Genomic DNA, 24050 nt, shown 5'->3' on the forward strand with positions numbered 1-24050 from the left:
GGCGGCCCCCGTCCCTCCCCCCTGGCGGGGGCCGCCCTCCGACTTCCCGCCGCGCCAATGGTTCAGACCTCGTCGGCGCGCGGAATCCTCGCTGAGGCAAGGCCGAATCGGCTCTCGCTCGTGCATTTCCTTTTGCTGTCAACCCTTTTCGTTTCCGTTCAGATCGAAAAACGGAACGGATTCGAGTGCTGCGAAAATCCGGAAAGTGTGCCAGAAGGGTCCGACGGAAACGGATCGGAAATCGGTTTCCCGTGCCGGAGTTGTCCACAACACCCCGGTTGTCCACAGGTGCGGCGGAATGGCGTTGTGCGTTGCCGGGGCCCGGGGCGACCGTGGAGTCACAGACCGAATCCGACCGAACCCCCGGGGGAGTCATGGCCGAGGAACATCCGCTCGTCGTCGCCGGAGACGACGTCCTGCTCGACGAGATTCTGCGCGTGGCCGCGGCCGCGGGCTGCGAGGTCGAACGCGCGCCCGATCTGGACGCCGCTCGCGGGAGGTGGGCTCGCGCGCCACTCGTCGTACTCGACGAAGAAGCCGCGAGCACGCCGAACCGTCTGCTGCGGCGGAACAAGGTCCTGCTCGTCTGCAAGGGCGCACCGACGCCGGTGACGTGGGAGCGTGCCTTCAACACCGGTTCGGAGAAGGTTCTTTCACTGCCGGACGAGGAAGGCGACCTCATCGGCGAGTTCGCGGACGTCGTCGACGGGCCGGCGCGGGACGATGGCGTCGTCGTCGGGGTCGTCGGCGGGCGAGGTGGAGCCGGGGCCTCCGTGCTGGCGGCCGCCGTCGCGTATCAGGCGGAGAAATCGGGAAGCGGCGGACTGCTCGTCGACTGCGATCCGCTCGGCGGCGGTATCGACGTCCTCCTCGCCGCCGAACGCGATCGCGGACCACGCTGGCCGGAACTCGACCTCGGCGGCCGGGTGTCCATGACGGCGTTGAGCGAAGCCCTGCCACGAAAACGGTACGCCACCGGAGCACTGTCCTTTGTGTCCTACGGACGGGAAGGGCGCGGCCCCGGTCCGGACGCGATCGAGGGTGTGTTGTGCGCCGGACGGCGGGCGGGGCGGACGGTCGTCTGCGATCTGCCGAGGTATTTCGGCGCCGAGACGGCCACCGTGCTCGGGCTGGCCGATCTGGTCGTGGTCGTCGTCCCCGCGGAACTGCGCGCCTGCGCGGCGGCGAGACAGGTCCTCGCCAGGGTCGAACCCCACGCGACACGGATCGGCGTCGCCGTCCGAGGGCCGTCTCCCGCCGGGCTGGTCCCGCAGGAGATCGCCGACGCCGTCGGCGCCCCGCTCATCACGTCGATGGGCCGCGAGCGGTCCCTCTCGACAGCGCTCGACCGCGGCGAGTTCGTCCCGAGACATCGCGGACATCTGGCCACGGCCGCCGCCGAGGTCCTCGCGGCCGCGCGCGGAGATCTGGCCGGTGCCTTGCGATGACCGACGATTTCGTCGAGCGGGTCCGGCGGCGGCTGGCCGGATCGGCCGGGCCGGCGGACTCCGTGAGCGTGGCGCGGGCTGTCCGCGCCGAAGCGGGTGGCGCGCTCGGTCAGGACGCCGTCCTCGGAGCGGTCCGGCTGGCCCGCGACGAGTTCGTCGGTGCCGGACCACTGGCCCGGCTGCTCGAAAACCCCGGTACCACCGACGTTCTCGTCACCGCGCCGGACGAAGTCTGGTCCGACACCGGTGACGGTCTCGAAAGGACGGACGTCCGTTTCGCGGACGAGGAGGCCGTCCGCAGGCTGGCCCAGCGGCTGGCCCTCGCCGGCGGGCGGCGGCTGGACGACGCGCAACCGTTCACGGACTGCTGGCTGCCGGGAGTCGGGCCGCACGGCCGGATCCGGATGCACGCGGTGCTCCCGCCGATCGCGCCGGCTGGAACCTCCCTTTCGCTGCGCGTACTGCGTCCCGCCACCCATGACCTCGCCGCGTTGCGGTTGCGCGGGATGTTCGGCGGCAGTGGCGCCGCCCTGCTCGATTCGGTCATCCGGCGACGGCTCGCGTTCCTGGTGTCCGGTGGGACCGGGGCGGGCAAGACGACCTTGCTTTCCGCGCTGCTCGGCGCGGTGCCCCCGGCAGAACGCATCGTCTGCGTCGAGGACGCCGGTGAGCTGCAACCGGACCATCCGCAGTTCGTCAGCCTGATCGCCCGCCCGCCCAACGTCGAGGGCGCCGGCGAGATCGGCCTCGGCGAACTGGTGCGACAGGCGTTGCGCATGCGTCCGGACCGTCTGGTCGTCGGTGAGGTCCGAGGCGAGGAGGTCTGCGCGTTGCTCAACGCGCTGAACACCGGCCACGAGGGCGGAGCGTGCACCCTGCATGCCAATTCGCCGTCGGAGGTCCCGGCCCGGATGGAGGCGCTGGCCGCACTCGGCGGCCTGAAACGGGACGCGCTGCACAGCCAGCTGACCGCGGCGGTGCGGGTCGTCCTGCACATGCGCCGCCTGCCGAGCGGCATCCGGCGGCTGGACGAGGTCGGCGTACTGCGGTCACTGCGAGGCGAGGCCAAAGTCGTCCCGGTGTGGAGCCAAGGCCACTGGATCGGCGACGCGACACCGTTCGAGGAGATGGCGGCATGAACCCTTGGCTCTTCCTCGCCTGCGGCGCGGGGCTGGCTTGTTGGCCGAGGCCGGTGGCTCGCACTCCGTTCGCTTGGCGCCTTCCCGCGGCCGTTCGCGCCAGATGGTGGCCGCTGCCCGCGTTGCTCGTTCTGCCGGTTCTCGGGATCGGCTGGGCATCGGCGACGCTGGTGCTCACCTTGGCCGTTCGCCAGGAGCATCGACATCGGGCACACGCGAAGGCGGCGCTGGCCGAAGCCGAACTCACCGCTTCCGTGCTGCGGACGATGGTCGGGGAACTCCGGGCGGGCGCCCATCCGGTGGCGGCGGCCGAAGCCACGGCGGAGGCGCTGCCCGCGGCGTCCGGACGATTGCGCGGGCTGATCGCGGCCGCCCGGCTCGGCGGCGGAACGGCCGATCCGGACGCGCCACCGGCACTGGTGCACGCGTGGGCCCTCGCCGGCCGGTACGGGCTGCCGATGGCCGACGTCCTCGATGCCGCGCGGCGAGACGCTGAGGCGGAGGTCGGCTTCCGCCGTCGTCTCAAGGCCAAGATGGCCGGTCCCCGGGCGAGTGCCGCCGTGCTCGCCGTCCTGCCGCTGGTGTGCCTACCGCTCGGCGAGGCGATGGGGGCGAGCCCGGTCAGCGTCCTCACCGGGACGGGCGCCGGTCAGCTGTTGCTCGTCGTGGGGTGCGGCCTGATCTGGGCGGGCACGGCCTGGTGCCGGGCCCTCACCGGGCGGGTGGCGCCGTGCTGACTCCAGTGGCGCTGATCCTGTTGGGCGGAGCCGTCTGCTGCTGGCCGCGTGTCGGTCCCGGCGTCGCCGCGCGCCCGGGACGGCTCCTCACGTGGTTGCGGGAACGGGCGTCCAGGGACAAAGGCGTCTCCGAACTTCTCAGGTCGGCGGCCACCCTCGATCTGCTTGCCGCCTGTCTGGCAGGTGGGTTGCCGGTGCCCGTCGCGCTGGAGGCCGTCGGACCGGCCGCCTCACCGGCGACCGCCGCGGCTCTGCGTTCGGTGGCGGCCCACCTCGCCGTGGGTGTCGGACCCGCCGAGGCCTGGGCGCCTGTCCGTGACCGGCCCGGGCTGGCCGAACTGTCCGTCGCCGCGGTGCGCACGGCGAGGGCGGGCACCGCGCTGGCGACTCACGCGAAGGACCTCGCGCGACGACTGCGCGAGTCACTTGCCGCCGAAGTCGAGGAACGCGCCGAACGGGCCGGGGTTCTGCTGGCCGCGCCAATCGGCCTGTGCTTCCTTCCCGCGTTCCTCTGTCTCGGTGTCCTGCCCGTCGTGCTCGGCCTTGCCGGGCGTCTCGACGGCATCTTCTGACCGAAAGGCGATCCCCCATGAACAAGTTCCCCACCTTCCGCGAGGACGACGGCATGGCGACGGTCGAATACGCCATCGCCACCTTGGCCGCCGCCGCGCTGGCCGGTGTGCTCTACCTGATCGTCAACAGCGACGCCGTCGTCGCCGGGCTCACCGCGCTCATCGAGCGTGCCTTGTCGGTGAAGTCCTGATGTCCGGCGGTGACCGCGGGTCCGTCAAGGTGGAGGCCGCGCTCGGTATCGGCGCGCTGACGTTCGTCTCGGCCCTGCTACTGGCCGGGATCGGGGTCGCCGCCGATCAAGTGCGCTGCACCGACGCGGCTCGCGAGGCGGCCCGGCTCCTCGCCCGCGGTGACCCCGCCCGAGCCGAACAGGCGGTGCGGGAGATAGCGCCGTCCGGTGCCCGCCTGGACGTCGTCCGCGACGGTGACGCCATCACCGCCGGCGTCGAGGCCGAACCGGCGGCCGGACTGCTGCCGGGTATCCGGGTGCGCTCTCACGCCTTCGCGATCGCCGAGCCGGTCGCCGAGCCGGGTAGCGGGCCGTGAACGGGGACGACCGCGGAGTCGCGACCGTCTGGACGGCCTCGATCGTCGCCGTCCTGACCTCCGTCGCCGTGTTCACCTTCTGGATCGGCGCCGCCGTCACCGCCCGGCATCACACCGAGGCCGCCGCCGACCTGGCGGCGCTCGCCGCGGCCTCGCATGCGACGGAAGGTCCCGGCGCGGCCTGTGACCGGGCGCGGCAGGTCGCAGTCCGGATGTCGGTCACCCTGCTGACCTGCCGCTGGGAGCGAGGCGACGCGCTGGTCGAGGTGCGGTCGGCGGTGCGGGGACACCTGGCGACCCTGGGGCAGGCGGAGGCGAGGGCCAGGGCGGGTCCGGTCGACCGGCCACCGTGACGTACGTCGCACGATGAACGGTCGTCCCGGTGGTGCCCGGCCGGTAGTACGGGCGAGTAACCGCCGGGCGCGAGCAGCGGTCGTTGGTGCGCGGCGAGCGGTCGAAGCCATGATCAGCGCCCCGCCGAACGGTCGAGCGCCGCTCGTCGCGACCGCGGCCACCTGGGCGAGATGCCCTGCTCGACTGCGACGAACGGTGCGGCATCGGTCGTGCACGCCCGTTCATCGGACGTGCGACGTTCGGTCCGTCCTGTCGCACTACCGCGCGTTCATCGCTAAGTAACCGCCGGTTGTCGCGTGAGGGCTTCTCCCGATGTGCAACTTGCCGTTTATTGAGATGTGCGCCACTTCGAGAAGGTCGCCGGGTGGCACGGACACAGGACAGAGTTGACCTGAGGCAGGGGCAGTAATGTTGGACGCGAATTGGCCGGACAGCTGGCGGGGCGCCTTCCGCATCGAGATGCGGGCGGAGGCGATCGGCCTCGCGTGGCGTGGCTGGCCGGTGCTCCCGGGTGCGGAGCCCGCCGCGCTCACCCCGGAAGGTGACGACCTCACCTGGCGGCGTCCCGTCCCGGCACAGGACAACTGGCGTGAACTGATCGATACCCACCCGCACGAGGTCGCCACCTGGTTCGGTGACGACACGCACAGCCTGCTCGTGGCCACCGGCACCGTGCTGGACGCCATCGAGGTCGACGACCAGCTCGGCAAGCGGGCCGCCCGCCTGCTGCGCGCCACCGGTCACCCGGCCCCGATCGTCGCGATGCCGAACGGCCGCTGGCTGTTCCTCACCACCGTCGCCGCGAGCATCCCACAGGAACTGGCCGCGCAGGCCTCGATCCAGTGGCACGGCGCGAACGACTACATCCCGCTGCCCCCGTCGCCGTTCCAGCACGGTGTCGTGCACTGGCGGGTCAAGCCCGAGGTGTGGGGCTGGCAGCTGCCCGCGGCCGCCGACGTGCACGACGTGCTCGTCCGTGCGCTGGCCGGTGACAAGGCCGCCACCCCCGTGGCGACCCTGACCACCGCCGCCTGATCAACCCACAATTTCAAGCCACTCACTGCTGAACCACCAAGTGGCCTGACTGCGGCCCGTGCTGACGCAAAGCCCCGAGCACGGTGTCCAGAACGGCCACTGCCCCCGCCTTGTCCAGCGGATCGTTGCCGTTCCCGCACTTCGGCGACTGGACGCAGGACGGGCAGCCGGCCGGGCACTCGCAGGAAACGATCGCCTCCCGCGTTGCGGCCAGCCAAGGGACAATTGCGGCAAACCCGCGATCGGCGAATCCCGCACCCCCGGGATGGCCATCGTGCACGAACACCGTCGCCTCCCCGGTGTTCTCGTGCCACGCGGTCGACACCCCGCCGATGTCCCAGCGGTCGCACGTAGCGAACAGCGGTAGCAGGCCGATCGCCGCGTGCTCGGCGGCATGCAGGGCACCGGGGACGCGCGCCGGATCCAACTGGGCGCCCGTCCCCGGTGTCCCGCCAAGTTCCTTGGTCCCCACCCTGGAGCCTCCGGTCCCCACCGGCTCCAGAACTTCGGTCCCCGACCGATGGCCCCCGGTCCCCGCCATGCCATCGGAAGGGCCGAGCAGGTCCGCCGAGATCGTGTACCAGACGGCGCGGGTGTGCAGGCTCTGCTCCGGCAGGTCCAGCGGCGTCTGGTCCAGCACCTCACCCGAAGGTCGCCTCCGCAGGTAGCCGACCACTTGCGAACTCACCGACACCTCACCGAGATTCACCGTGACCCCGCCGTACACCCGGGTCTCTTCGGTGCGCAGCACACTGATGTCGACGATCTCGCGCGGTGACGTGGTCCAGTCCGGATCCTCCGCGTGCACCATGGCCAGGCCGGTATCCAGATCCAGCTCGTCGACCACGTAGGACGAACCCTGGTGCAGGTACACCGCGCCGGGATGTACCGCGTAGCAGGCGGAACCCGGATCGACCGTGCCGAGCATCCGCCCGGAATCGGTCTCCACCACGGCGATCTGCTCGCCGCCGGTACCGCGGATGCCGACCTCGGCGTGCGGCCGGTCGCGTGAAGTCCAGTACCAGCCGCTCGGCCGGCGCCGGATGATCTTCTCCTTGACCAGATCGGCGAGCACGGCCCGCGCCGCGTCACCGCCGAAGGCCGCGACCTCCGGTTCGGTCAGCGGGAGTTCGGCGATGGCGCAGGCCAGTTGCGGTGCCAGCACATACGGATTCGACGGGTCGAGGACGGCTGCTTCCACCGGCCGGTCCAGGATCGCCGCCGGATGGTGCACGAGATAGGTGTCCAGCGGATCGTCGCGGGCCACGAACACCACCAGTGCCGCGTCACCCGCGCGCCCGGCTCGCCCGGCCTGCTGCCAGAACGACGCGAGTGTGCCGGGATAACCGGCCAGCACCACCGCGTCGAGGCCCGCGATGTCGACGCCGAGTTCGAGCGCGTTCGTCGTCGCCACACCGAGCAACCGGCCGGACAACAACGCCGCTTCGAGGGCCCGGCGCTCCTCAGGCAGATATCCGGATCGATACGCGGCGACGGATTCCGCCAAGGAACCGTCCACTTCGGACAGAATCCGGCGGGCGCCGAGCGCGGTCAGCTCCGCGCCTCGCCGCGACCGGACGAACGCCAGGGAGCGGGCGCCCTCGATGACCAGTTCGGCGAGGATCCGCGAAGCCTCGGCACCGGCCGAACGCCGCACCGGCGCCCCGTTCTCACCGGAAAGTTCCGACAACAGTGGGGGTTCCCACAACGCGACCGTGCGGGAACCACGCGGCGAGCCGTCCTCGGTGACCGGGACACACTCGTGCCCGGACAGCTTCGAGGCGAACGCGGCCGGGTCCGCCGTCGTCGCCGATGCGAGCACGAAGACCGGTGAAGCGCCGTAATGCGCGGCGACCCGTCGCAGCCTGCGCATCAGCAGCGCCACATGGGAACCGAAGACGCCGCGATAGCTGTGGCATTCGTCGATGACGACGAACGAGAGCCGCCGGAAGAAGCGGGACCAGCGCGCGTGCGACGAGAGGATCCCGCGATGCAGCATGTCCGGGTTGGTGAACACCCAGTTCGCGTGCGCGCGTACCCAGTCCCGCTCCTCCAGCGGAGTGTCGCCGTCGAACGACGCCGCGCGCACCTTCTTGATTTCCAACGAGGAAACGGCGCGCAGCTGATCGGCGCCGAGCGCCTTGGTCGGGGACAGGTACAGCGCCGTGGCCCGCTCGTCCTCGACGAGTGCCGAGAGCACGGGCAACTGGTACGCGAGCGACTTCCCCGATGCCGTGCCGGTGGAGATCACGACGTGCCTGCCATCGCGGACCAGTGACGCGGCTTCGGCCTGATGCCGCCACGGCGCCTTGACCCCGCTCGCCGCAAGCGCTTCGACGACCGGAGCCGCCGCCCACTCCGGCCAGTCCACCGGATCCGCCGGGCGAGCGGGGAGCTCGGCCACATGGGTGACCGGGTACAGCGAAGCCGGGATTCCCGCCGTCGCGCGGTCGAGAAGCCGCCGGCCCTTACCGGATTCCGCCTTGCCGTCCACCTTCAGAGCTTCGCACAGCGCACCGACAGAAAACGGCCGCCGCCGAACGGATCGAGCGGCGGACCGGGACGCGGATGATCGATACAGTGATCAGCCTCACAAGGTAACGGAACGTACGGTGGCGGGGACGCCTTGCCGCCCGCCATCCCACTACCAATACACTCCCGCAATCCACACCGTCTGTGGCGAGCGTCATGTGAGACGTGCCTTGCAGTACGACTAGCGTGACGTTCGGCTCAGATCCCCATGCCAACGCCCGAGCCGCCGGTGCCACCGGCGGATCGTCGTTGGCCAACGGCGACGTCTCCAGGAGGACGAATGTCCCGGCAGTTCCTCGCGGAGGGCGAACTCACGCTCTCCGGAGGTGGTTACACCATCGTCGGTGTAATCGCCGTGGTCGCCCTTGCCGCACTGGTCATCGGCTACGTTCTGCTCAAGGAGGTACTGGCCGCGGGCCAGGGGACCTCCAAGATGCAGGACATCGCGAAGGCAGTGCAGGAAGGTGCGGCTGCCTATCTGAAACGGCAGCGCAACACCCTCGCGATTTTCGGCGTGATCGTGTTCTTGCTGCTCTTCGCTTTGCCGGCCGAAGACTGGAACGAGAAGATCGGCAGGTCGATCTTCTTCCTGGTCGGTGCTGGATTCTCCTTCGCGATCGGCTATCTCGGCATGTGGCTCGCGACGCAGGCGAACCTGCGTGTCGCGGCCGCTTCGCGTGAGGCCGGCGGTCGCGAGAAGGCGATGCGCCTGGCCTTCCGCACCGGTGGCGTCGTCGGCATGATCACCGTCGGTCTCGGCCTTTTCGGCGCCGCGGTGGTCGTCCTGGTCTACACCGGACAGGCCCCGAAGGTGTTGGAGGGCTTCGGTTTCGGTGCCGCGTTGATCGCGATGTTCATGCGTGTCGGCGGCGGTATCTTCACCAAGGCCGCCGATGTCGGCGCGGACCTGGTCGGCAAGGTCGAGCAGGGCATCCCCGAGGACGACCCGCGCAACGCGGCCACCATCGCCGACAACGTCGGTGACAACGTGGGCGACTGCGCCGGGATGGCGGCGGACCTCTTCGAGTCGTACGCGGTCATGCTCGTGGCGGCGCTGATCCTGGGTAGCACCGCCTTCGGCGTGCACGGCTTGATCTTCCCGCTCATCGTTCCCGCCATCGGCGTGATCACCGCGGTCATCGGTGTCTACATCACCAAAGCCAAGGCGGGCGAAGGCGGTCTGGTCACGATCAACCGCTCGTTCTACATCTCCGCGGGGATTTCCGCGGTGCTCTCGACGATCGCGGCGTTCGTCTACCTGCCCGGTTCGTTCTCCGAGTTCGGCCAGGCCTTCGCCGGCAAGTCCGGCAACCCGGCGCTGATCGCGACCCTCTCGGTGATCATCGGCATCGTGCTCGCCGCGATCATCCTCAAGCTCACCGGCTACTACACCGGCACCGAGTACAAGCCGGTCAAGGAGGTCGGCAAGTCGTCGGAAACCGGTGCGGCGACGGTGATCCTGGCCGGTATCTCGGTCGGTTTCGAATCCGCCGTGTACACCGCGCTGGTCATCGGCGCGGCCGTTTTCGGAGCCTTCCTGGTCGGCGGCGGCGTCGCGCTGTTCGCCGTGGCGCTGGCCGGTACCGGTCTGCTCACCACCGTCGGTGTCATCGTCGCGATGGACACCTTCGGCCCGATTTCGGACAACGCGCAGGGCATCGCCGAAATGTCGGGTGACGTCGACGAGGACGCCGCGCAGATCCTCACCGAGCTCGACGCGGTCGGCAACACCACCAAGGCCATCACCAAGGGCATCGCGATCGCCACGGCGGTCCTCGCGGCGACGGCGCTGTTCGGGTCCTATCAGGACGCGATCACCAAGGCGATCGGCGATGGCAAGGAATTCGTCGCGAACATCGTCGGCCCGGAGACGCTCGTCGGTGTGATCATCGGCGCGGCGGTCGTGTTCCTGTTCTCCGGTCTCGCGGTCAACGCGGTGTCCCGTGCCGCCGGCGCGGTCGTCTACGAAGTGCGCCGCCAGTTCCGCGACATCCCGGGGATCATGGAGGGCACGACACGGCCCGAGTACGGCCGTGTCGTCGACATCGTCACGCGTGACTCCCTGCGCGAGCTGACCACTCCCGGTCTGCTCGCGGTGTTCGCCCCGATCGCGGTCGGTTTCGGTCTCGGCACCGGCGCGCTCGCCGGTTACCTGGGCGGTGCGATCGCGACCGGCACCCTGATGGCGATCTTCCTCGCCAACTCCGGTGGTGCCTGGGACAACGCGAAGAAGCTCGTGGAGGACGGAAGCCACGGCGGCAAGGGTTCGGACGCGCACGAGGCCACCATCATCGGTGACACCGTGGGTGACCCGTTCAAGGACACCGCCGGTCCGGCGATCAACCCGCTGATCAAGGTGATGAACCTGGTGTCGGTGCTCATCGCCCCGGCGGTCGTGCAGTTCTCGATCGGCCCGGACGCCAACGTCGGCATCCGGATCGGAATCTCGCTGGTCGCCGTCGCGATCATCGTCGCCGCGATCGTCGTCTCCAAGCGTCGCGAGTCGGTCCTTTCCGACACGCCCGCGGAAGCGAAGGCGTAGCGCCGAAAAGTTCCACCGCCGGGCCCGTCACGTTTTCCGTGGCGGGCCCGGCGGCTGTCCTGGGCACGTTAAGGTCTGCGCGTATACCGATCCCGAACCGGGGAGTCCCTGTCATGAGGCGTTCGATCACCCTGTTCGTCGCCGCTCTCCTGTTGGCGGGTTGCGCCGCAGCCGAGACGCCGGCCGTCGCGCCTCCTTCTTCCACTCCCGTGGCGGGAACCGAGTGGATGGACGGCTTCTGCGGTTCCCTGATCGACTTCGCCAAGATCGGCGACTTCAAGATGCCCGACGTCGAACAGGGCGACGTCGCGAAGGCCCGGAACGCGATGGACGAAGCCTTCGCCGTCTTCGCGCCCGGTTTCGACAACGCCGTGAAAGGCATGAGCGCACTCGGGCAGGCGCCGAACTCGGAAGCCGAGACCGCGCGCAAGGACATCGTCGCCACGCTGACGCCGATCCGGGATCAGATCGTCGCCGCGAAGACCAAACTGGACGCCGCGCCGAAGGACGACCGGCGGGCCACAGCCGAGGCGGGGCTCGCGTTCCAGCGGATAGGCAAGGACATCAACGACATGCCCGACCCGTTCCAGCGGCTGGAAACGAACACCGTGCTGAAAGCGCTGGCAGAACAGGCCCCGAACTGCAAGAAGCTGCCCTCCTGAACGTTCTTGACGTCACGTTGATTTGCAATGCCCCCCGGTATCGGTACCGTCGGGGGCCAACTGGGAAGTCGTCAGGTCGGGAGGTGTTTTCGTGCGGCCGCGGTTCACCGTCTTTGCCGCGCTAGCAACAGGTATCGGACTCGGCCTCGCCGGGTGCGGGCAGCAGCCCGCGGTGACTTCCCACGCCAGACAAGAAGGTCTCGCGACGGTCAGCGCGTCGCAGGCCGACCCCGCCTCCGCTTGGGCGGAGGGATACTGCGCCGCATCCGGCGGTCTCGTGCGGACGTTGGCGACGTTGCCCAGCGTCGATCCGAGCACACCACAGCAGGCGACCCGGACCTCCGGTGAGCTGATGGCCTCGGTGGCCGAAGGGCTGAACCGGACGTCCGCCGCCCTCGGGAAACTCGGGCCGTCCCCGGTCGCCGGTGGCGACGATTCGCGAAACGCCGCCGTAGCCCAGCTCAACGGCATTCGCGTTCGCGCCGACGACGTACGTCAACGCCTCGACTCCTCAAGTGATCCCGAGGCGACGAAGACGGCGCTTCACGATGCGAGGACGTCCCTCGACGAACTCGATCGCCTCGACCTTCTCAGGGGCCTTAACGACGTGCCTCAGCTCGCCGCGGCGGCCAGCCGGATCCCCGCTTGCCAGGATTTGGTCAAGCAACCGCGCTGAGTCATCGAGCTGTTACTGGCCATGAGTCGAACTTGTGTTCTATTGTGTGCGGGTGGACGGGACGATCTCGCTCTTCTCGGCGGAGGCGAGCGGGCCTGGGCTCGCCGACCTCGCCGGTGTGCTGTGCGGGCCGGGGCGGATGGCGGGCTTCGGCCGGACGGCCGCGCGGCTGTCCGCCGTGGTCGACGAGCCGTGGAGAGCGCGCGCACTGGCCAGGGAGTGCCGTCGTCGTGGCGCGGACGCGCAGGTCTCGGCCGCCGAATGCGGACGGCCGCTGGTGAGGACGCCGTTCCGGGTCGATCTGCTGCCGCTGGAACGGCACTGGACGCGGGGTGAAGAAAAGGTGCTGCCGGACGGGTTCCGGCTCGACGGCGCGATGCTGAGGATGTGGGCGCTGGCAGCGGGCAGTCCGCAGGGCAACGGCTACCTGCTCGCGCTCGATCCGGAAGCGCCGGAGACGCATGAACGGCTGATCAAGACGCTTGCCCAGCTGGGCGTCCCGGCGAAGAGCTTCAGGGGGGAAGAGGCGTTGCTGCGGATCACGGGTCGTCGGCGCTTGGCACACCTACTGGAGCTGATCGGGGACGCGCCCGTGGGTGCGGAGCCCGCTTGGCCGAGTTTGGTGCCCGTGGTCCGCGCCGGGTGAACCTCGCCAAACGCTATGAAAGGTCCTTTCCTTGCAAATTTTGCAAGGAAAGGACCTTTCATAGCACTCGCGGCGAGGGAAGTCAGGGCTTCGGCGCCTTGCAGTCCGGGTTCGCCAGGTCCAGCTCACTACGCGAAAGACAGGAGGTTAGCTGATAGGTCTGCTCCCCGTAGTTGATGCCCTTCCGCACGGTCACCTTCCCGGCGGCGTCGACCTCGCACGGGTTGTTCATCGTGCAGCGCTGACCGCTTTCGTTGCCGGTGTTGTTGACGCCGACGACCTTCCCGGTCGAGGTCTCGATGATCGGCGACCCCGAGGTCCCGCCGATCGTCTTGCACGCCGAGGTGTACCTGATCGAGTCCTTCCAGACCCAGTCCGCCTCGTGCAGCTCGTGGACGAAGCCGTCGATGTGGCAGGAGTAGATCTTCTTCCAGTATCCCGAGACCACGTCCATCGCGACACCGGCCGAAGGACGGGTCGGCGAGAGCGTCAGCGGGGCGATACCGTAGGTCGCTCGGATCTTGGAATAGCTGGTGTCGAGCTGGTACAGCGAGACGTCGGTGTCGGTCATCGTCGCGTAGAGCAGCTTCTTCGCTTTGAGGGTGCCCAGTGACGAACGGCCGTCCTTGGACAGCAGGCTGAAGGTCCGTGACGAGGGCTGGTTGACGATTACTTCTCCAGGGTCGGGGAAACCTTCTTGGAGGCAATGCCCGTTGGAGAGGACGAGGGCGGGGTCGTCGAGGCTCGCCTCGGGCGGCTTGACCACCGACCCGGAGCAGTTCGACAACGCCACCGTTCCGGCGAAGGTGGTCGTCGCCGCTTCCGCGGGAACGGCGCCGACCAGGGCGGATGCGGTCAGCATGGCGAACAGCGTGCCGAGGAGTCGTCGGGTCACGTGGAGTCCTTTCGGGTCGGCGTGGATATCAAGTGAAGCGTTGGCGGCCACGGTGTCACCACCGTCGAACGGAGGGTGTTCACCCCGTCACGCGGTACCCCCGGCGGACGTGTCCGACATCACGTGCTAGGTGTTGAAAGGAAACATCGGCGAGGTCAGCGGCGATGCGCTGGACACACGATCGGCGGCGTGTTGCCCCACCTAGACGTGGTCCGGGTGGTGCGAGCGTGCACACTGACGGGTCGAGAGGCGGCGCGAAGGCGCCGAAGATGAGCGGAGAGCAGGACAGCGTGGCAGGAGCACGGACGAAGAAGACCGCGTCGTCGGACGACGGCGCGGGGCGTCGCCGGCTGGTGATCGTCGAGTCGCCGACCAAGGCCCGCAAGATCGCCCCGTACCTCGGCGCGAACTACGTCGTGGAGTCCTCCGTCGGGCACATCCGTGACCTTCCCCGCGGCGCGGCCGACGTGCCCGCCCAGTACAAGGGCGAGTCGTGGGCGCGGCTGGGTGTCGACGTCGACAACGACTTCAAGGCGCTCTACGTCGTCACACCGGACAAGAAGTCCAAGGTCACCGAGCTGAAGAGCCTGTTGAAGGACGTCGACGAGCTCTACCTCGCCACGGACCCCGACCGCGAGGGCGAGGCCATCGCGTGGCATCTGCTGGAGACCCTCAAGCCGAAGGTCCCGGTCCGCCGGATGGTCTTCCACGAGGTCACCGAGCAGGCGATCCGCGCCGCGGCCGACAGCACCCGTGAACTCGACGCCGACCTGGTCGACGCGCAGGAGACCCGCCGCATCCTGGACCGCCTCTACGGCTACGAGGTCTCGCCCGTGCTGTGGAAGAAGGTCATGCCGAAGCTTTCGGCGGGCCGCGTGCAGTCCGTGGCGACCCGCATCGTGGTCGAGCGGGAGCGCGAGCGCATGCGCTTCACCTCGGCGTCGTACTGGGACATCTCCGCGACGATGGACGCCGGTGCCGAGGCGGCGCCCCGGAACTTCCCGGCCAGGATGATCGCCGTCGACGGCGCGCGTCTGGCCACGGGCCGTGACTTCGGCTCCGACGGCCAGCTGAAGGCCTCGAACAACGAGATCCGCGTGCTGGCCGAGGCCGACGCCGTCCGGCTGGCCGAGGCGCTGAAGAACCGCGACTTCAAGGTCGCGAGCGTCGAAGAGAAGCCGTACACGCGGAAGCCGTACGCGCCCTTCATGACCTCGACCCTGCAGCAGGAGGCGGGCCGCAAGCTGCGGTTCACCTCCGAGCGCACCATGCGGATCGCGCAGAAGCTGTACGAGAACGGGTACATCACTTATATGCGTACCGACTCCACGACGCTGTCGGAGTCGGCGATCTCGGCGGCGCGCAGCCAGGCGACGCAGTTGTACGGCAAAGAATATGTCTCGCCGTCGCCGCGCCAGTACACCCGCAAGGTGAAGAACGCGCAGGAAGCCCACGAGGCGATCCGTCCCTCGGGGGAGGTCTTCCGCACGCCGGGCCAGGTCGCGAAGGATCTGGACACCGATGAGTACCGCCTTTACGAGATGATCTGGCAGCGCACGATCGCGTCGCAGATGGCGGACGCGAAGGGCACCACGATGTCGGTGCGCATCGTCGGCACCGCCACCAGCGGTGAAGAGGTCACGTTCGCCTCCTCGGGTCGCACGATCACTTTCGCCGGGTTCCTCAAGGCGTACGTCGAGGCCGTCGACACCGAAAGCGGTGGCGAAGCGGACGACAAGCAGAGCCGCCTCCCGCGGCTGGTCAAGGATCAGGCGCTGACCGCCACCGACCTGAGCCCGGACGGGCACACCACCTCGCCCCCGGCGCGCTACTCGGAGCCGAGCCTGGTCAGCAAGCTCGAAGAGCTGGGCATCGGCCGCCCGTCGACGTACGCGTCGATCATCAAGACCATCCAGGACCGCGGCTACGTGTGGAAGAAGGGTTCCGCGCTGGTGCCCTCCTGGGTCGCGTTCGCCGTGATCGGGCTGATGGAGCGGCATTTCGAGCGGCTGGTCGACTACGACTTCACCGCCGGCATGGAGGACGAACTCGACCGCATCGCCGCCGGTGACGAGCATCGGACGCAGTGGCTGTCGAAGTTCTACTTCGGCGGCGACATGGGGGTCGACGGCTCCGTGGGCCGGCTCGGCGGGCTGAAGAAGCTCGTCGGCTCCGGTGTCGAGGACATCGACGCCCGCGAGATCAACTCGATCCCGCTGTTCAGCGACGCCGACGGCCACACCGTCGTCGTGCGTGTCGGCCGCTACGGCCCGTACCTCGAGCGTGAGGTCGACGGGACGTCGCAGCGGGCGAACCTGCCCGAGGAGCTGCCGCCGGACGAGCTGACCCCGGAGGTCGCGGAGAAGCTGTTCGCGACGCCGCAGGAAGGGCGCGTGCTCGGCACCGACCCGGTCAGCGGGCACGAGATCGTGGCGAAGGAAGGCCGCTTCGGCCCGTACGTCACCGAGCTCCTGCCGGAGCCGGAGCCGCTGCCCGAGAACGCGACGGCCGCGCAGAAGAAGGCCGCGAAGGCGAAGCAGCCGAAGCCGCGTACGGGTTCGCTGTTCAAGTCGATGTCGATCGAGGCGATGACCCTCGAAGACGCGCTGAAGCTGCTCTCGCTGCCGCGCGTGGTCGGCAAGGACCCGGAGTCCGGCGACGAGATCACCGCGCAGAACGGGCGCTACGGGCCGTACCTGAAGAAGGGTACGGACTCGCGTTCGCTCACGACCGAGGACCAGCTGTTCTCGATCACGCTCGAAGAGGCGCTGAAGATTTACTCGGAGCCGAAGCAGCGTGGCCGCTCAGCGACCGCGAAGCCGCCGCTGAAGGAGCTGGGCGACGACCCGGTGTCCGGTAAGCCGATGGTGGTCAAGGACGGCCGCTTCGGTCCGTACGTGACCGATGGCGAGTACAACGCGACGCTGCGGAAGTCGGACAGCATCGAGGAGCTGACCGCCGAGCGCGGTGCCGAGCTGCTGGCGGAGAAGCGCGCGAAGGGTCCGGCGCCGAAGCGCAAGGCTCCGGCGCGCAAGCCCGCGGCGTCGAAGACGACGGCCACCAAGACGGCCGCGGCGAAGAAGACCACCGCGACCAAGACGGCGGCGACCAAGACTGGGACGACCAAGACGGCGGCTGCGAAGAAGCCCGCTTCGCGCTCTACGGCCACGAAGACGAAGTAGCGCGCTCAAGCTCGGCCCAAGTGTCATGAGGGGTCCCCATCGGACGAATTTCGTCCGATGGGGACCCCTCATGACGTTCGGCGGAGGCGGAGAGCGCGGAGCCGGGGAGCGATAGCAAAGGTCCCTTGATACCGCTCACCGACCGCTCGCCGACCGACCTCACCCGTTCGAACAAAAGTTCTAAAAATTGTCGGTACCAGGGTGTTCAATGGTCAGGTGAGCACTTCAACGACCGGTTCTTCAACGACTTCCGTCTTCGACGTCATCGACGAGGTCGTCGCCCCGCTGGCCGCCGAGGTTCCGGAGCGTCCCTCGGTGATGGAGTTCTACGATCCGGACCTTTCCGTGCCACCGGTGCTGGCCGGCGAGGAGCCGACTCCGGGGCTCACTCTCGCCGAGGAGGTGGAGCAGTACACCCGGTTCGTCAGCGGGATGACGGCGATCGGGCTGGCCCCCGGCGGCGAGGTCACTCCCGAGGCCGTCGGGCTGTATCGCGCGCTGCGCGGCGGGTTCATCCGCGGTGTGGTGACCGGCGTCTTCCCGTCGCGCCGCGAGCCGTGGGAGGTCCGGTTCTTCGGCGACGAGGACTTCACCACGGTGCTGAACAAGCTCGGCAGGCGAGCGCGGCTGCGGTCCGGTTTCCTCAGCGCGCTGCCGGGCTGGGTGTTCGACGGGCTGCCCGACCATCCGCCGGGCGCGGGCGAGACGGTGCGCATCGAGACGGACGCCGGCGGACTGATCCCGACACAGGCCCGTGAGGCGCTCGAGGCGATCCGTGAAGGTGCTTCGCGGCCGCGTCAAGGCACGGTCCTGGTCGACCTCGCGGTGCGGAACGCCATCCTCGCCGAATACCCGCACGGCGCCTTCGGCCTGGTCGACAACGACCTCGGCCGCTATCAGTTCAGCGCGGCGATGAACGGCGCCGGTGGGTGGACGCTCACCTGGGGTCCGGCCACCCGGTCGATGGCCGAACAGTGGATCGTGAAGGCGGTGCAGAACCATGCGTGAGCCGACGACGGTGCGGGAACTGATGAAGCGCGCCGCCGAGCCGGTGCTGCGCGCGGTGCCGGAGCGCCGGAGCGTGTACCTGGGCTACGACCCGGAGATCACCGACGACGAGATCCGCCGCCTGTGCCCGTCCTACGACGAGCCGGCGGATCTGGTCACGCAGGCGGAGCGCTACGCGGCCAAGGCGGCGATGCTCGAAGAGGCCGGGCTGATGGAGAACGGCGAGCTCCATCCCGCCGCGGTCCAGATGCACGGCGTGATGCTGCGGGGTTCGGTGCGAGGCGTCCTCACCGGCGTCTTCGCGTCCGCTCCTCGCGCGGTGCGGGTCGATTGCTACGGCGACGGGCACCAGGCGGTCGTGTGGCGGATGCGGTCCGGGCGGCGGACCACGTTCAGCCTCAGCGACTTCGGCGAACTGGGCGCCCGGGTCTTCGGTGGGCTCCCGCACGTTCCCGCCGGTGACAGCACCCCGCTGCGCGTCCGCATCGACGAGCACGGCGTGCCGTTGCCGGGCCAGGAAGAAGAGGTCGGCCTGGTCGCCGAGATGGTGAGCCGTCCGAGGACCGGGACGGCGATCCTCGACCTGGTCGCCTTCGGCGGGCTGAACGCCGAATACCCGGACTACGGGTTCGTGATCATCGACAACGATCTGGGGAGGTTCGTTTTGTACGTGGCCCCTTCCGAAGGGTGGCTCATGTTCGGTGGAATGGACCGCCGGGCACTGGCGGGCTGGCTGCACGAGGCGGTGGATTTGAGCCGGACGTAGCCGCCTTGGGCGTTGACGGACGAGGGGGACGGCGATGGACCTGGACCGGCGGGCTGCCGACGCGTGGTTCCGGCGGCGAGGGCTGCCGATGGTCATCCACCGGCGAAGGCGCGGCTCGGGCATGGTGCGCCGTTCGACGCCTGGGCTGGTGTTCCTGGGCCTGCTCGACCTGTTGCTGGCCGGGTTGCTGAAACTGCTCGACGTCCCCGCGGAAGTGCTCGAAGCCCGCATGCGTGGCAGCGGGCTCGCGTACGTCCTCGGCGCGCTGACGCTGGCGCTCGCCGTGCTCGTCGTGCCACTGGTCGGCGGCCGTCTGATGGCGAAGTTGCTCCGGGTGCTGAGCCGCACTCGGGTGCGCTTGGCGGTGATGGCGGCGACCTACGTGTTCTGGGTGGTTCTGCTGCCGCTCGGGGAGCGGCTCACCGGATTGGTGTCGTGGGACGACCCGCTGTGGATGGCCGTGCTCACCAACATCGTCGCCCTGGTCGTGCTGATGCTGCTGGTACGGACCGGGATCGGCTCGATACTGAGCTGGGCGGCGGAGAGCGCGGTCGCCCAGGTCCGGGCGATCGGCACGCTGGCGTCGCGGGCGTTGCCGCTGCTCCTGCTGGTGGTGATGTTCAGCTTCTTCACCGCCGAGCTGTGGCAGGCCGTGGAACGGCTGCCCCCGGGGCGGCTGTGGCTGGTGGTCGGCTTCCTCGTCCTGATCGGGGCGGTGTTCCTGGCGTCGATGCTGTCCGACGAGATCAAGGAGCTGAAGTCCTGGACCGTGGAGCCCGGGGCGACCGTCCTGCGCGGAACGCCCTTCGACGACGATGACACCCCGACGCCGGGACGGCGTGCCCTGTCGAAGGTGGAGCGGCTGAACATCGCCCTGGTGCTGTTCCTCGCCCAGGCGGTGCAGATCGTGGCGTTCGGGGTGCTGGTGTTCGCCTTCTTCGTCGTGTTCGGGGTGCTGATCCTCCGGCCGGAAGTGGTGACGGCGTTCGTCGGCCGCGAATCGGCGCCGGGAACACTGCTGGGTGTCCCCCTTCCGGTGAGTTCCGCGCTCATCAACGTCTCGCTTTTCCTCGCCGTCTTCTCCGGTTTGTACTTCGCCGCGTCAACCGCGACAGATGCTCGGTACCGGCGTTCTTTCTTCGAACCTTTGCTGGAGGATGTGAAGATCAGCCTTGCCGCGCGTGACATTTATCTGGCCCATTGGGCGGATGTGCGCCGGGCCGAGGTGGTTACCCTGGAAGCAGAGGACATTCCGTAGTGAGGTGGTCACCATGAGCGGGAAGGGCGATACACCCTTCTTCGATGCCCCCGACTTCGTGAAAGGCGACGGCACTCAGGCACATCCTCCGGGCGACACGTTCGCCGACCCGGTGTCCGGGCTGGTCACGACCGGTACGGCGGGGCAGCTGGACTCTTCGGGCGTCGCCGACGAAGTTCGCTTGCCGGTCCCCGGGCCGGTCCAGCCCGACCCCGAATACGTGAGTCGGATGGTCAACGCGGCCATGCTGGAGGAAGATCAGCCGGCCCGGACGCCGGGCGCGGAGCAGTCCGCCTTTCTTCCGTCTCCCAGGATCATCAGCACGGTCGGTGAACAAGGTGCTACGCCGATCGGGATCCTGCCCCAGCAGCGCACGTGGCCAACGAGGCCGCCGCAGCTGCTTCGTCAGCCTCGCCGGGTGAAGCAGCAAGACCCGGTCGAGGTCGACGAAGAGGCCGAGGTGGAAGTAAGGCGTGCCAAGCGTTCGATGAAGCTTCCGAGGCTCGGCAAGCCGTCGTCGAACACCACCGGCGTGATGATCGCGATCGCGCTCATGATCGTCTTCGCGATCCTCGCCATTCAGCTGCTGGCCAGCCTGTTCAACAGCATCGCGGGGATCTTCGGGTAACCCGTCCGGCGGTAGCGCCGGACGGGGCCGTCCGTCCTCACCTCGTCCATCGGGATACCCTGGCCAATACGGTCGGGGGACTCGGCGTACACCCGGGTCACGCCTCGGCGTCGCGTGACTAGTGGGGTGGGCGTATCAGCGAGGGCGTGCAATCGGTGCCCGAAGCGGGCACGAATGGTTCGGCGGGCCGTGATGCTTCCACCATGCACCGAGTGCGGCGGGTACTGGCGATCAAGCCGTTCCGCCGCCTCTGGGGTGTCACCTATCTGTGCAGTGTCGCGGACTGGCTGAACCTGCTGACGCTGACCGGCCTGGTCACCAAGCTGACCGACAACTATGCGGCGCAGAACTTCGCATTCGTCGGTGTCGTGCTGACGTCGCTGCTACCCGGTCTGCTGTTCGCCCCGCTCGGCGGGTTGCTGGCCGACCGGTTCGACCGCCGCAAGGTGATGGTGCTCTGCGACCTCGGCCGGTGCGGATTCCTGCTGTCGATCGCGTTCGTCGGCGCGTCGTGGTGGGTGTTCGTCGGCAACTTCCTGGTCGGCTGCTGCTCGATGATGTGGATCCCGTCGAAGGACGCGGCGGTGCCGAACCTGCTGCGCCGTCCGGACCAGGTCGAGACCGCCAACCAGCTCGGCATGGTGATGACCTACGGCCTCGCGGTGATCACGGCGGCCGGGGCGAACGCCCTGCTCACCGGTAGTAACACCACTTTTCACTTCTTCGACGGCGACGCCCAGCTAGGTATCGCGAAGGTGGCCGTCGTCATCACCGGGCTGCTGTACCTCACCAGCGCGATCGTGATCGCCACCCGGATCCCCGAACTTTCGCTGCGCAATGTCCACGCGGTCGAGAAGCCCAAGGTCAAGCCCGCCGACGAGGAGAAGTTCGGCTTCCGCCAGATGATCTCCGATGGCGCCCGGTTCGTGCGGACGACGCCGCTGGTGCGCGGGCTGATGATCGGCGCTTTCGGCGCGTTCGCCGCCGGTGGCGCGGTGATCGGTTCGGCCAAGCCGTACTCGTCCAGCCTGCTCGCCGGTGACGCGGCGTTCAACCTCCTCGTGCTCGCCGTTTTCCTCGGGCTCGCCACCGGGATGGCCGTGGCGCCGAAGCTCGCCCGCCGTCTAGCGCACGACCGGCTGTTCGGCATCTCGATCGTCGCCGCCGGTCTGTGTCTCATCGTCGTCGCGCTGTCGCCGCACCTCGCCGTTTCGCTGATCGCCGTCGCCGCCGTCGGCGTCTGGGCCGGGACGGCGTTCCTGACCGGTGTCACGATCATCGGTTCGCGGATCGAGGATTCCATCCGCGGCCGGATCAACGCGATCTACCAGTCGCTGATGAAGATCGTGCTGTTCGGCGCGACGATTCTGGTCCCGGTGCTGATCAGCGCGGTCCAGCAGACCGAGATCACCCTGTGGGGCGGCACGATCACGATCGACGGCACGCGACCGGTGATGATCGGCGGCGGTGTCCTCGCCCTGCTCGCCGGCATCATCGCCTACCGGCAGATGGACGACAGGCGTGCCGAGCCGATCCTCGCCGATCTCCGCAACGCGCTGCGCCGCAGCCCGCGCCGCGTCAACGGGCTGCTGATCGCACTCGAAGGCACCAGGGCCATCAACACCGAGACCCAGGCCGCGCGGCTGGCCGAATGGCTGCGCGCGGGTACGCGTCCCGTCGTGCTGGCCGCCGACCCGGCGTTGGACGACCAGCGGCTCGCGAAGCTCGTCTCCGGCGCTTCGCTGTCCGGAGCGCGGGCGCAGGCGCTCGCGGCCGCCGCGGTGCGCGCGGACATCGTCGAACGGGACATCCAGCCCGCGCTCGACGCCGGTTCCGTCGTCGTCATGGAACGCTTCGTGGATTCGCCGCTGGCTCATCTGTCCGCGGTCGCCGGGCTCGACAGCCAGGAGCTCGAAGGGCTCGCCGACTGGGCGACCGGCAGGCTGCGGCCCGACATCACCGTTCTGCTCGACGCCGATCCCGGCACGGTGATGCGGAAGTCGGAGGCGCTGGACGCGCAGTGGCGGGTGCAGCATCTGCTCACGGAGATGGCCGCCGCCGACCCGGACCGGTACGTGGTGGTCGACGCGGACGGCACCGAGGACGAAGTGTGCGAGCGGGTACGCGCCGCCGTCCGCGCGGTGCTCATCGGCAAACTCGCCGGGCTCGCCCCGGCGGAGGAAAAGGTCGAGGTGAGATGACGGAATCCCCGGTGCTGATCGGTGTCTGGAAGCAGCTCGTCGGCCAGGATCCCGCCGCGCGCGTCCTTTCCACGGCGTCGACGGCGGCCGCGCGGATCATCGAGAACCAGCCTGTCGCGCCCGGCGCGATGACCCACGCGTGGCTGGTCACCGGGCCGCCCGGATCGGGACGTTCGACCGCCGCCAGGGTTTTCGCGGCGGCGCTGCAGTGCAGTACCGGCACGGGATGCGGGGAATGCCCCGGCTGCCGCACCGTGCTCGCCGGCACCCACGCCGACGTCAAGCTCGTCGCGCCTGAAGGCCTCTCGATTTCCGTCGCCGAAATGCGGGCGCTGGTCCAGGCAGCCGCCCGCCGCCCGACCACCGGGCGGTGGCAGGTGGTGATCATCGAGGACGCCGACAGGCTGACCGAAGGCGCGTCGAACGCGTTGCTGAAGGCTGTGGAGGAGCCGCCGGAGCGCACGGTGTTCCTGCTGTGCGCGCCGTCCGATCACCCGGAAGACGTCTCGGTGACGATCCGCTCGCGGTGCCGCCTGGTCACCCTGCGGACGCCGCCGCCCGAAGCGATCGCGCAGGTGCTGGTGGAACGGGACGGCATCGATCCCGAACGCGCGCAGTGGGCCGCGTCCGTCTCAAGTGGACATGTCGGCCGCGCGCGGCGGCTCGCCACCGACGAAGCTGCCCGGCAGCGGCGGGCGACGGTGCTGCGGATCCCGCTGGGCCTGCGCCGTCCGGCCGATGTGTTCACCTGCGCCGATCAGCTGATCAGCGCGGCCGAGGCCGACGCGGGCGAGGAAAGCAAGGTCCGCGACGAGGCCGAGCGCTCCGAAATCCGCACCGCGATGGGCGGCGACGGCATCGGAAAGGGCGTCGCCGGAGCGAAACGAGCCGCCGAGGCCGCGGTGAAGCAACTCGAGAAGCGCCAGAAGTCGCGGGCGACCCGGACCCAGCGAGACACCCTCGACCTCGCGCTGGTGGACCTCGCCGCGTTCTACCGGGACGTGCTCGTGACCGCGAGCGGCGCGAACGCGACGTTGAACCACCCCGACCACGCCTCGGAAATCGCGCAGGCCGCCTCCGCCTGGGCGCCGGACTCGATCCTGCGCCGGCTCGAAGCCGTCCTGGAGTGCCGCGAGGCCATCGACCTGAACGTGAAACCGCGCATCGCCGTCGAAGCCATGGTCACCACCCTGCGCCAAGGCTGACCCCGGCTCACTTCCGC

21 protein-coding genes are annotated in these 24050 nt (G+C 69.2%); 19 read left to right on the plus strand and 2 right to left on the minus strand.

What is annotated here, in order from left to right; genetic code table 11:
- Positions 1 to 374: 374 nt before the first annotated feature.
- The 8 genes from ssd (at position 375) to ACZ54P_RS04350 (ending at position 5832) form a co-directional block, all read left to right on the plus strand.
- Positions 375 to 1448, plus strand: a complete 1074-nt coding sequence (ssd, locus tag ACZ54P_RS04315) for a septum site-determining protein Ssd (RefSeq protein ID WP_465460090.1) — start codon at positions 375 to 377, stop codon at positions 1446 to 1448.
- Positions 1445 to 2587 (plus strand): TadA family conjugal transfer-associated ATPase, encoded by a 1143-nt coding sequence (locus ACZ54P_RS04320; protein WP_465460091.1) that lies wholly within the window; start codon positions 1445 to 1447, stop codon positions 2585 to 2587. The genes ssd and ACZ54P_RS04320 overlap by 4 nt, the downstream gene beginning before the upstream one ends.
- On the plus strand, positions 2584 to 3324 hold the full coding sequence (locus ACZ54P_RS04325; RefSeq protein WP_465460092.1) for a type II secretion system F family protein: 741 nt from the start codon (positions 2584 to 2586) through the stop codon (positions 3322 to 3324). Before ACZ54P_RS04320 ends, ACZ54P_RS04325 begins: the two co-directional genes overlap by 4 nt.
- The gene (locus ACZ54P_RS04330; protein WP_465460093.1) at positions 3318 to 3896 is read left to right on the plus strand and encodes a type II secretion system F family protein; all 579 of its coding nucleotides are present in this window, start codon (positions 3318 to 3320) and stop codon (positions 3894 to 3896) included. Before ACZ54P_RS04325 ends, ACZ54P_RS04330 begins: the two co-directional genes overlap by 7 nt.
- Positions 3897 to 3913: 17 nt before the next feature.
- Positions 3914 to 4087: a DUF4244 domain-containing protein gene (locus ACZ54P_RS04335; protein WP_465460094.1), complete on the plus strand. Its 174-nt coding sequence runs from the start codon at positions 3914 to 3916 to the stop codon at positions 4085 to 4087.
- Positions 4087 to 4443: a TadE family type IV pilus minor pilin gene (locus ACZ54P_RS04340; protein WP_465460095.1), complete on the plus strand. Its 357-nt coding sequence runs from the start codon at positions 4087 to 4089 to the stop codon at positions 4441 to 4443. The genes ACZ54P_RS04335 and ACZ54P_RS04340 overlap by 1 nt, the downstream gene beginning before the upstream one ends.
- Positions 4440 to 4796, plus strand: coding sequence for an Rv3654c family TadE-like protein (locus ACZ54P_RS04345; RefSeq protein WP_465460096.1), 357 nt, complete (start codon positions 4440 to 4442; stop codon positions 4794 to 4796). Before ACZ54P_RS04340 ends, ACZ54P_RS04345 begins: the two co-directional genes overlap by 4 nt.
- A 409-nt stretch (positions 4797 to 5205) precedes the next feature.
- Positions 5206 to 5832, plus strand: coding sequence for a bifunctional DNA primase/polymerase (locus tag ACZ54P_RS04350; RefSeq protein ID WP_465460097.1), 627 nt, complete (start codon positions 5206 to 5208; stop codon positions 5830 to 5832).
- Positions 5833 to 5854: 22 nt separating this feature from the next.
- Here the strand turns inward: ACZ54P_RS04350 and ACZ54P_RS04355 are convergent, their stop codons facing one another.
- Positions 5855 to 8326 carry a DEAD/DEAH box helicase gene (locus ACZ54P_RS04355; RefSeq protein WP_465460098.1) on the minus strand — a complete coding sequence of 824 codons (2472 nt, stop codon included), beginning with the start codon at positions 8324 to 8326 and terminating at the stop codon, positions 5855 to 5857.
- Between the two features lie 318 nt (positions 8327 to 8644).
- Between ACZ54P_RS04355 and ACZ54P_RS04360 the strand changes: the two genes are divergently transcribed.
- The 4 genes from ACZ54P_RS04360 (at position 8645) to ACZ54P_RS04375 (ending at position 12890) form a co-directional block, all read left to right on the plus strand.
- Positions 8645 to 10906, plus strand: coding sequence for a sodium-translocating pyrophosphatase (locus ACZ54P_RS04360; protein WP_465460099.1), 2262 nt, complete (start codon positions 8645 to 8647; stop codon positions 10904 to 10906).
- A gap of 113 nt (positions 10907 to 11019) precedes the next feature.
- A complete protein-coding gene (locus tag ACZ54P_RS04365; protein ID WP_465460100.1) occupies positions 11020 to 11568 on the plus strand; it encodes a lipoprotein in 549 nt (182 codons plus the stop codon).
- Positions 11569 to 11659: 91 nt separating this feature from the next.
- Entirely contained in the window at positions 11660 to 12244 is a 585-nt protein-coding gene (locus ACZ54P_RS04370) for a hypothetical protein (RefSeq protein WP_465460101.1), read from the plus strand.
- A 34-nt stretch (positions 12245 to 12278) separates the two neighbouring features.
- Positions 12279 to 12890, plus strand: a complete 612-nt coding sequence (locus ACZ54P_RS04375) for a hypothetical protein (RefSeq protein WP_465460102.1) — start codon at positions 12279 to 12281, stop codon at positions 12888 to 12890.
- A gap of 82 nt (positions 12891 to 12972) precedes the next feature.
- Here ACZ54P_RS04375 and ACZ54P_RS04380 read toward each other — a convergent pair whose 3' ends face one another.
- Positions 12973 to 13785, minus strand: a complete 813-nt coding sequence (locus tag ACZ54P_RS04380) for a S1 family peptidase (RefSeq protein ID WP_465460103.1) — start codon at positions 13783 to 13785, stop codon at positions 12973 to 12975.
- Between the two features lie 269 nt (positions 13786 to 14054).
- On the opposite strand from ACZ54P_RS04380, the gene topA reads away from it, so the two are divergent.
- The 7 genes from topA (at position 14055) to ACZ54P_RS04415 (ending at position 24033) form a co-directional block, all read left to right on the plus strand.
- Positions 14055 to 16967, plus strand: coding sequence for a type I DNA topoisomerase (topA, locus tag ACZ54P_RS04385; protein WP_465460104.1), 2913 nt, complete (start codon positions 14055 to 14057; stop codon positions 16965 to 16967).
- A 201-nt stretch (positions 16968 to 17168) separates the two neighbouring features.
- On the plus strand, positions 17169 to 17975 hold the full coding sequence (locus ACZ54P_RS04390; protein WP_465460105.1) for an ESX secretion-associated protein EspG: 807 nt from the start codon (positions 17169 to 17171) through the stop codon (positions 17973 to 17975).
- Positions 17968 to 18741: an ESX secretion-associated protein EspG gene (locus ACZ54P_RS04395; protein ID WP_465460106.1), complete on the plus strand. Its 774-nt coding sequence runs from the start codon at positions 17968 to 17970 to the stop codon at positions 18739 to 18741. Before ACZ54P_RS04390 ends, ACZ54P_RS04395 begins: the two co-directional genes overlap by 8 nt.
- Before the next feature lie 34 nt (positions 18742 to 18775).
- On the plus strand, positions 18776 to 19999 hold the full coding sequence (locus tag ACZ54P_RS04400) for a hypothetical protein (RefSeq protein WP_465460107.1): 1224 nt from the start codon (positions 18776 to 18778) through the stop codon (positions 19997 to 19999).
- A 13-nt stretch (positions 20000 to 20012) separates the two neighbouring features.
- Positions 20013 to 20627: a hypothetical protein gene (locus ACZ54P_RS04405; RefSeq protein WP_465460108.1), complete on the plus strand. Its 615-nt coding sequence runs from the start codon at positions 20013 to 20015 to the stop codon at positions 20625 to 20627.
- Positions 20628 to 20773: 146 nt separating this feature from the next.
- A complete protein-coding gene (locus tag ACZ54P_RS04410) occupies positions 20774 to 22828 on the plus strand; it encodes a bifunctional MFS transporter/dTMP kinase (protein ID WP_465460109.1) in 2055 nt (684 codons plus the stop codon).
- A complete protein-coding gene (locus ACZ54P_RS04415; protein WP_465460110.1) occupies positions 22825 to 24033 on the plus strand; it encodes a DNA polymerase III subunit delta' in 1209 nt (402 codons plus the stop codon). The genes ACZ54P_RS04410 and ACZ54P_RS04415 overlap by 4 nt, the downstream gene beginning before the upstream one ends.
- The last annotated feature ends 17 nt before the right edge of the window (positions 24034 to 24050 follow it).

This window comes from Amycolatopsis sp. NPDC034160 (genome assembly GCF_055575355.1).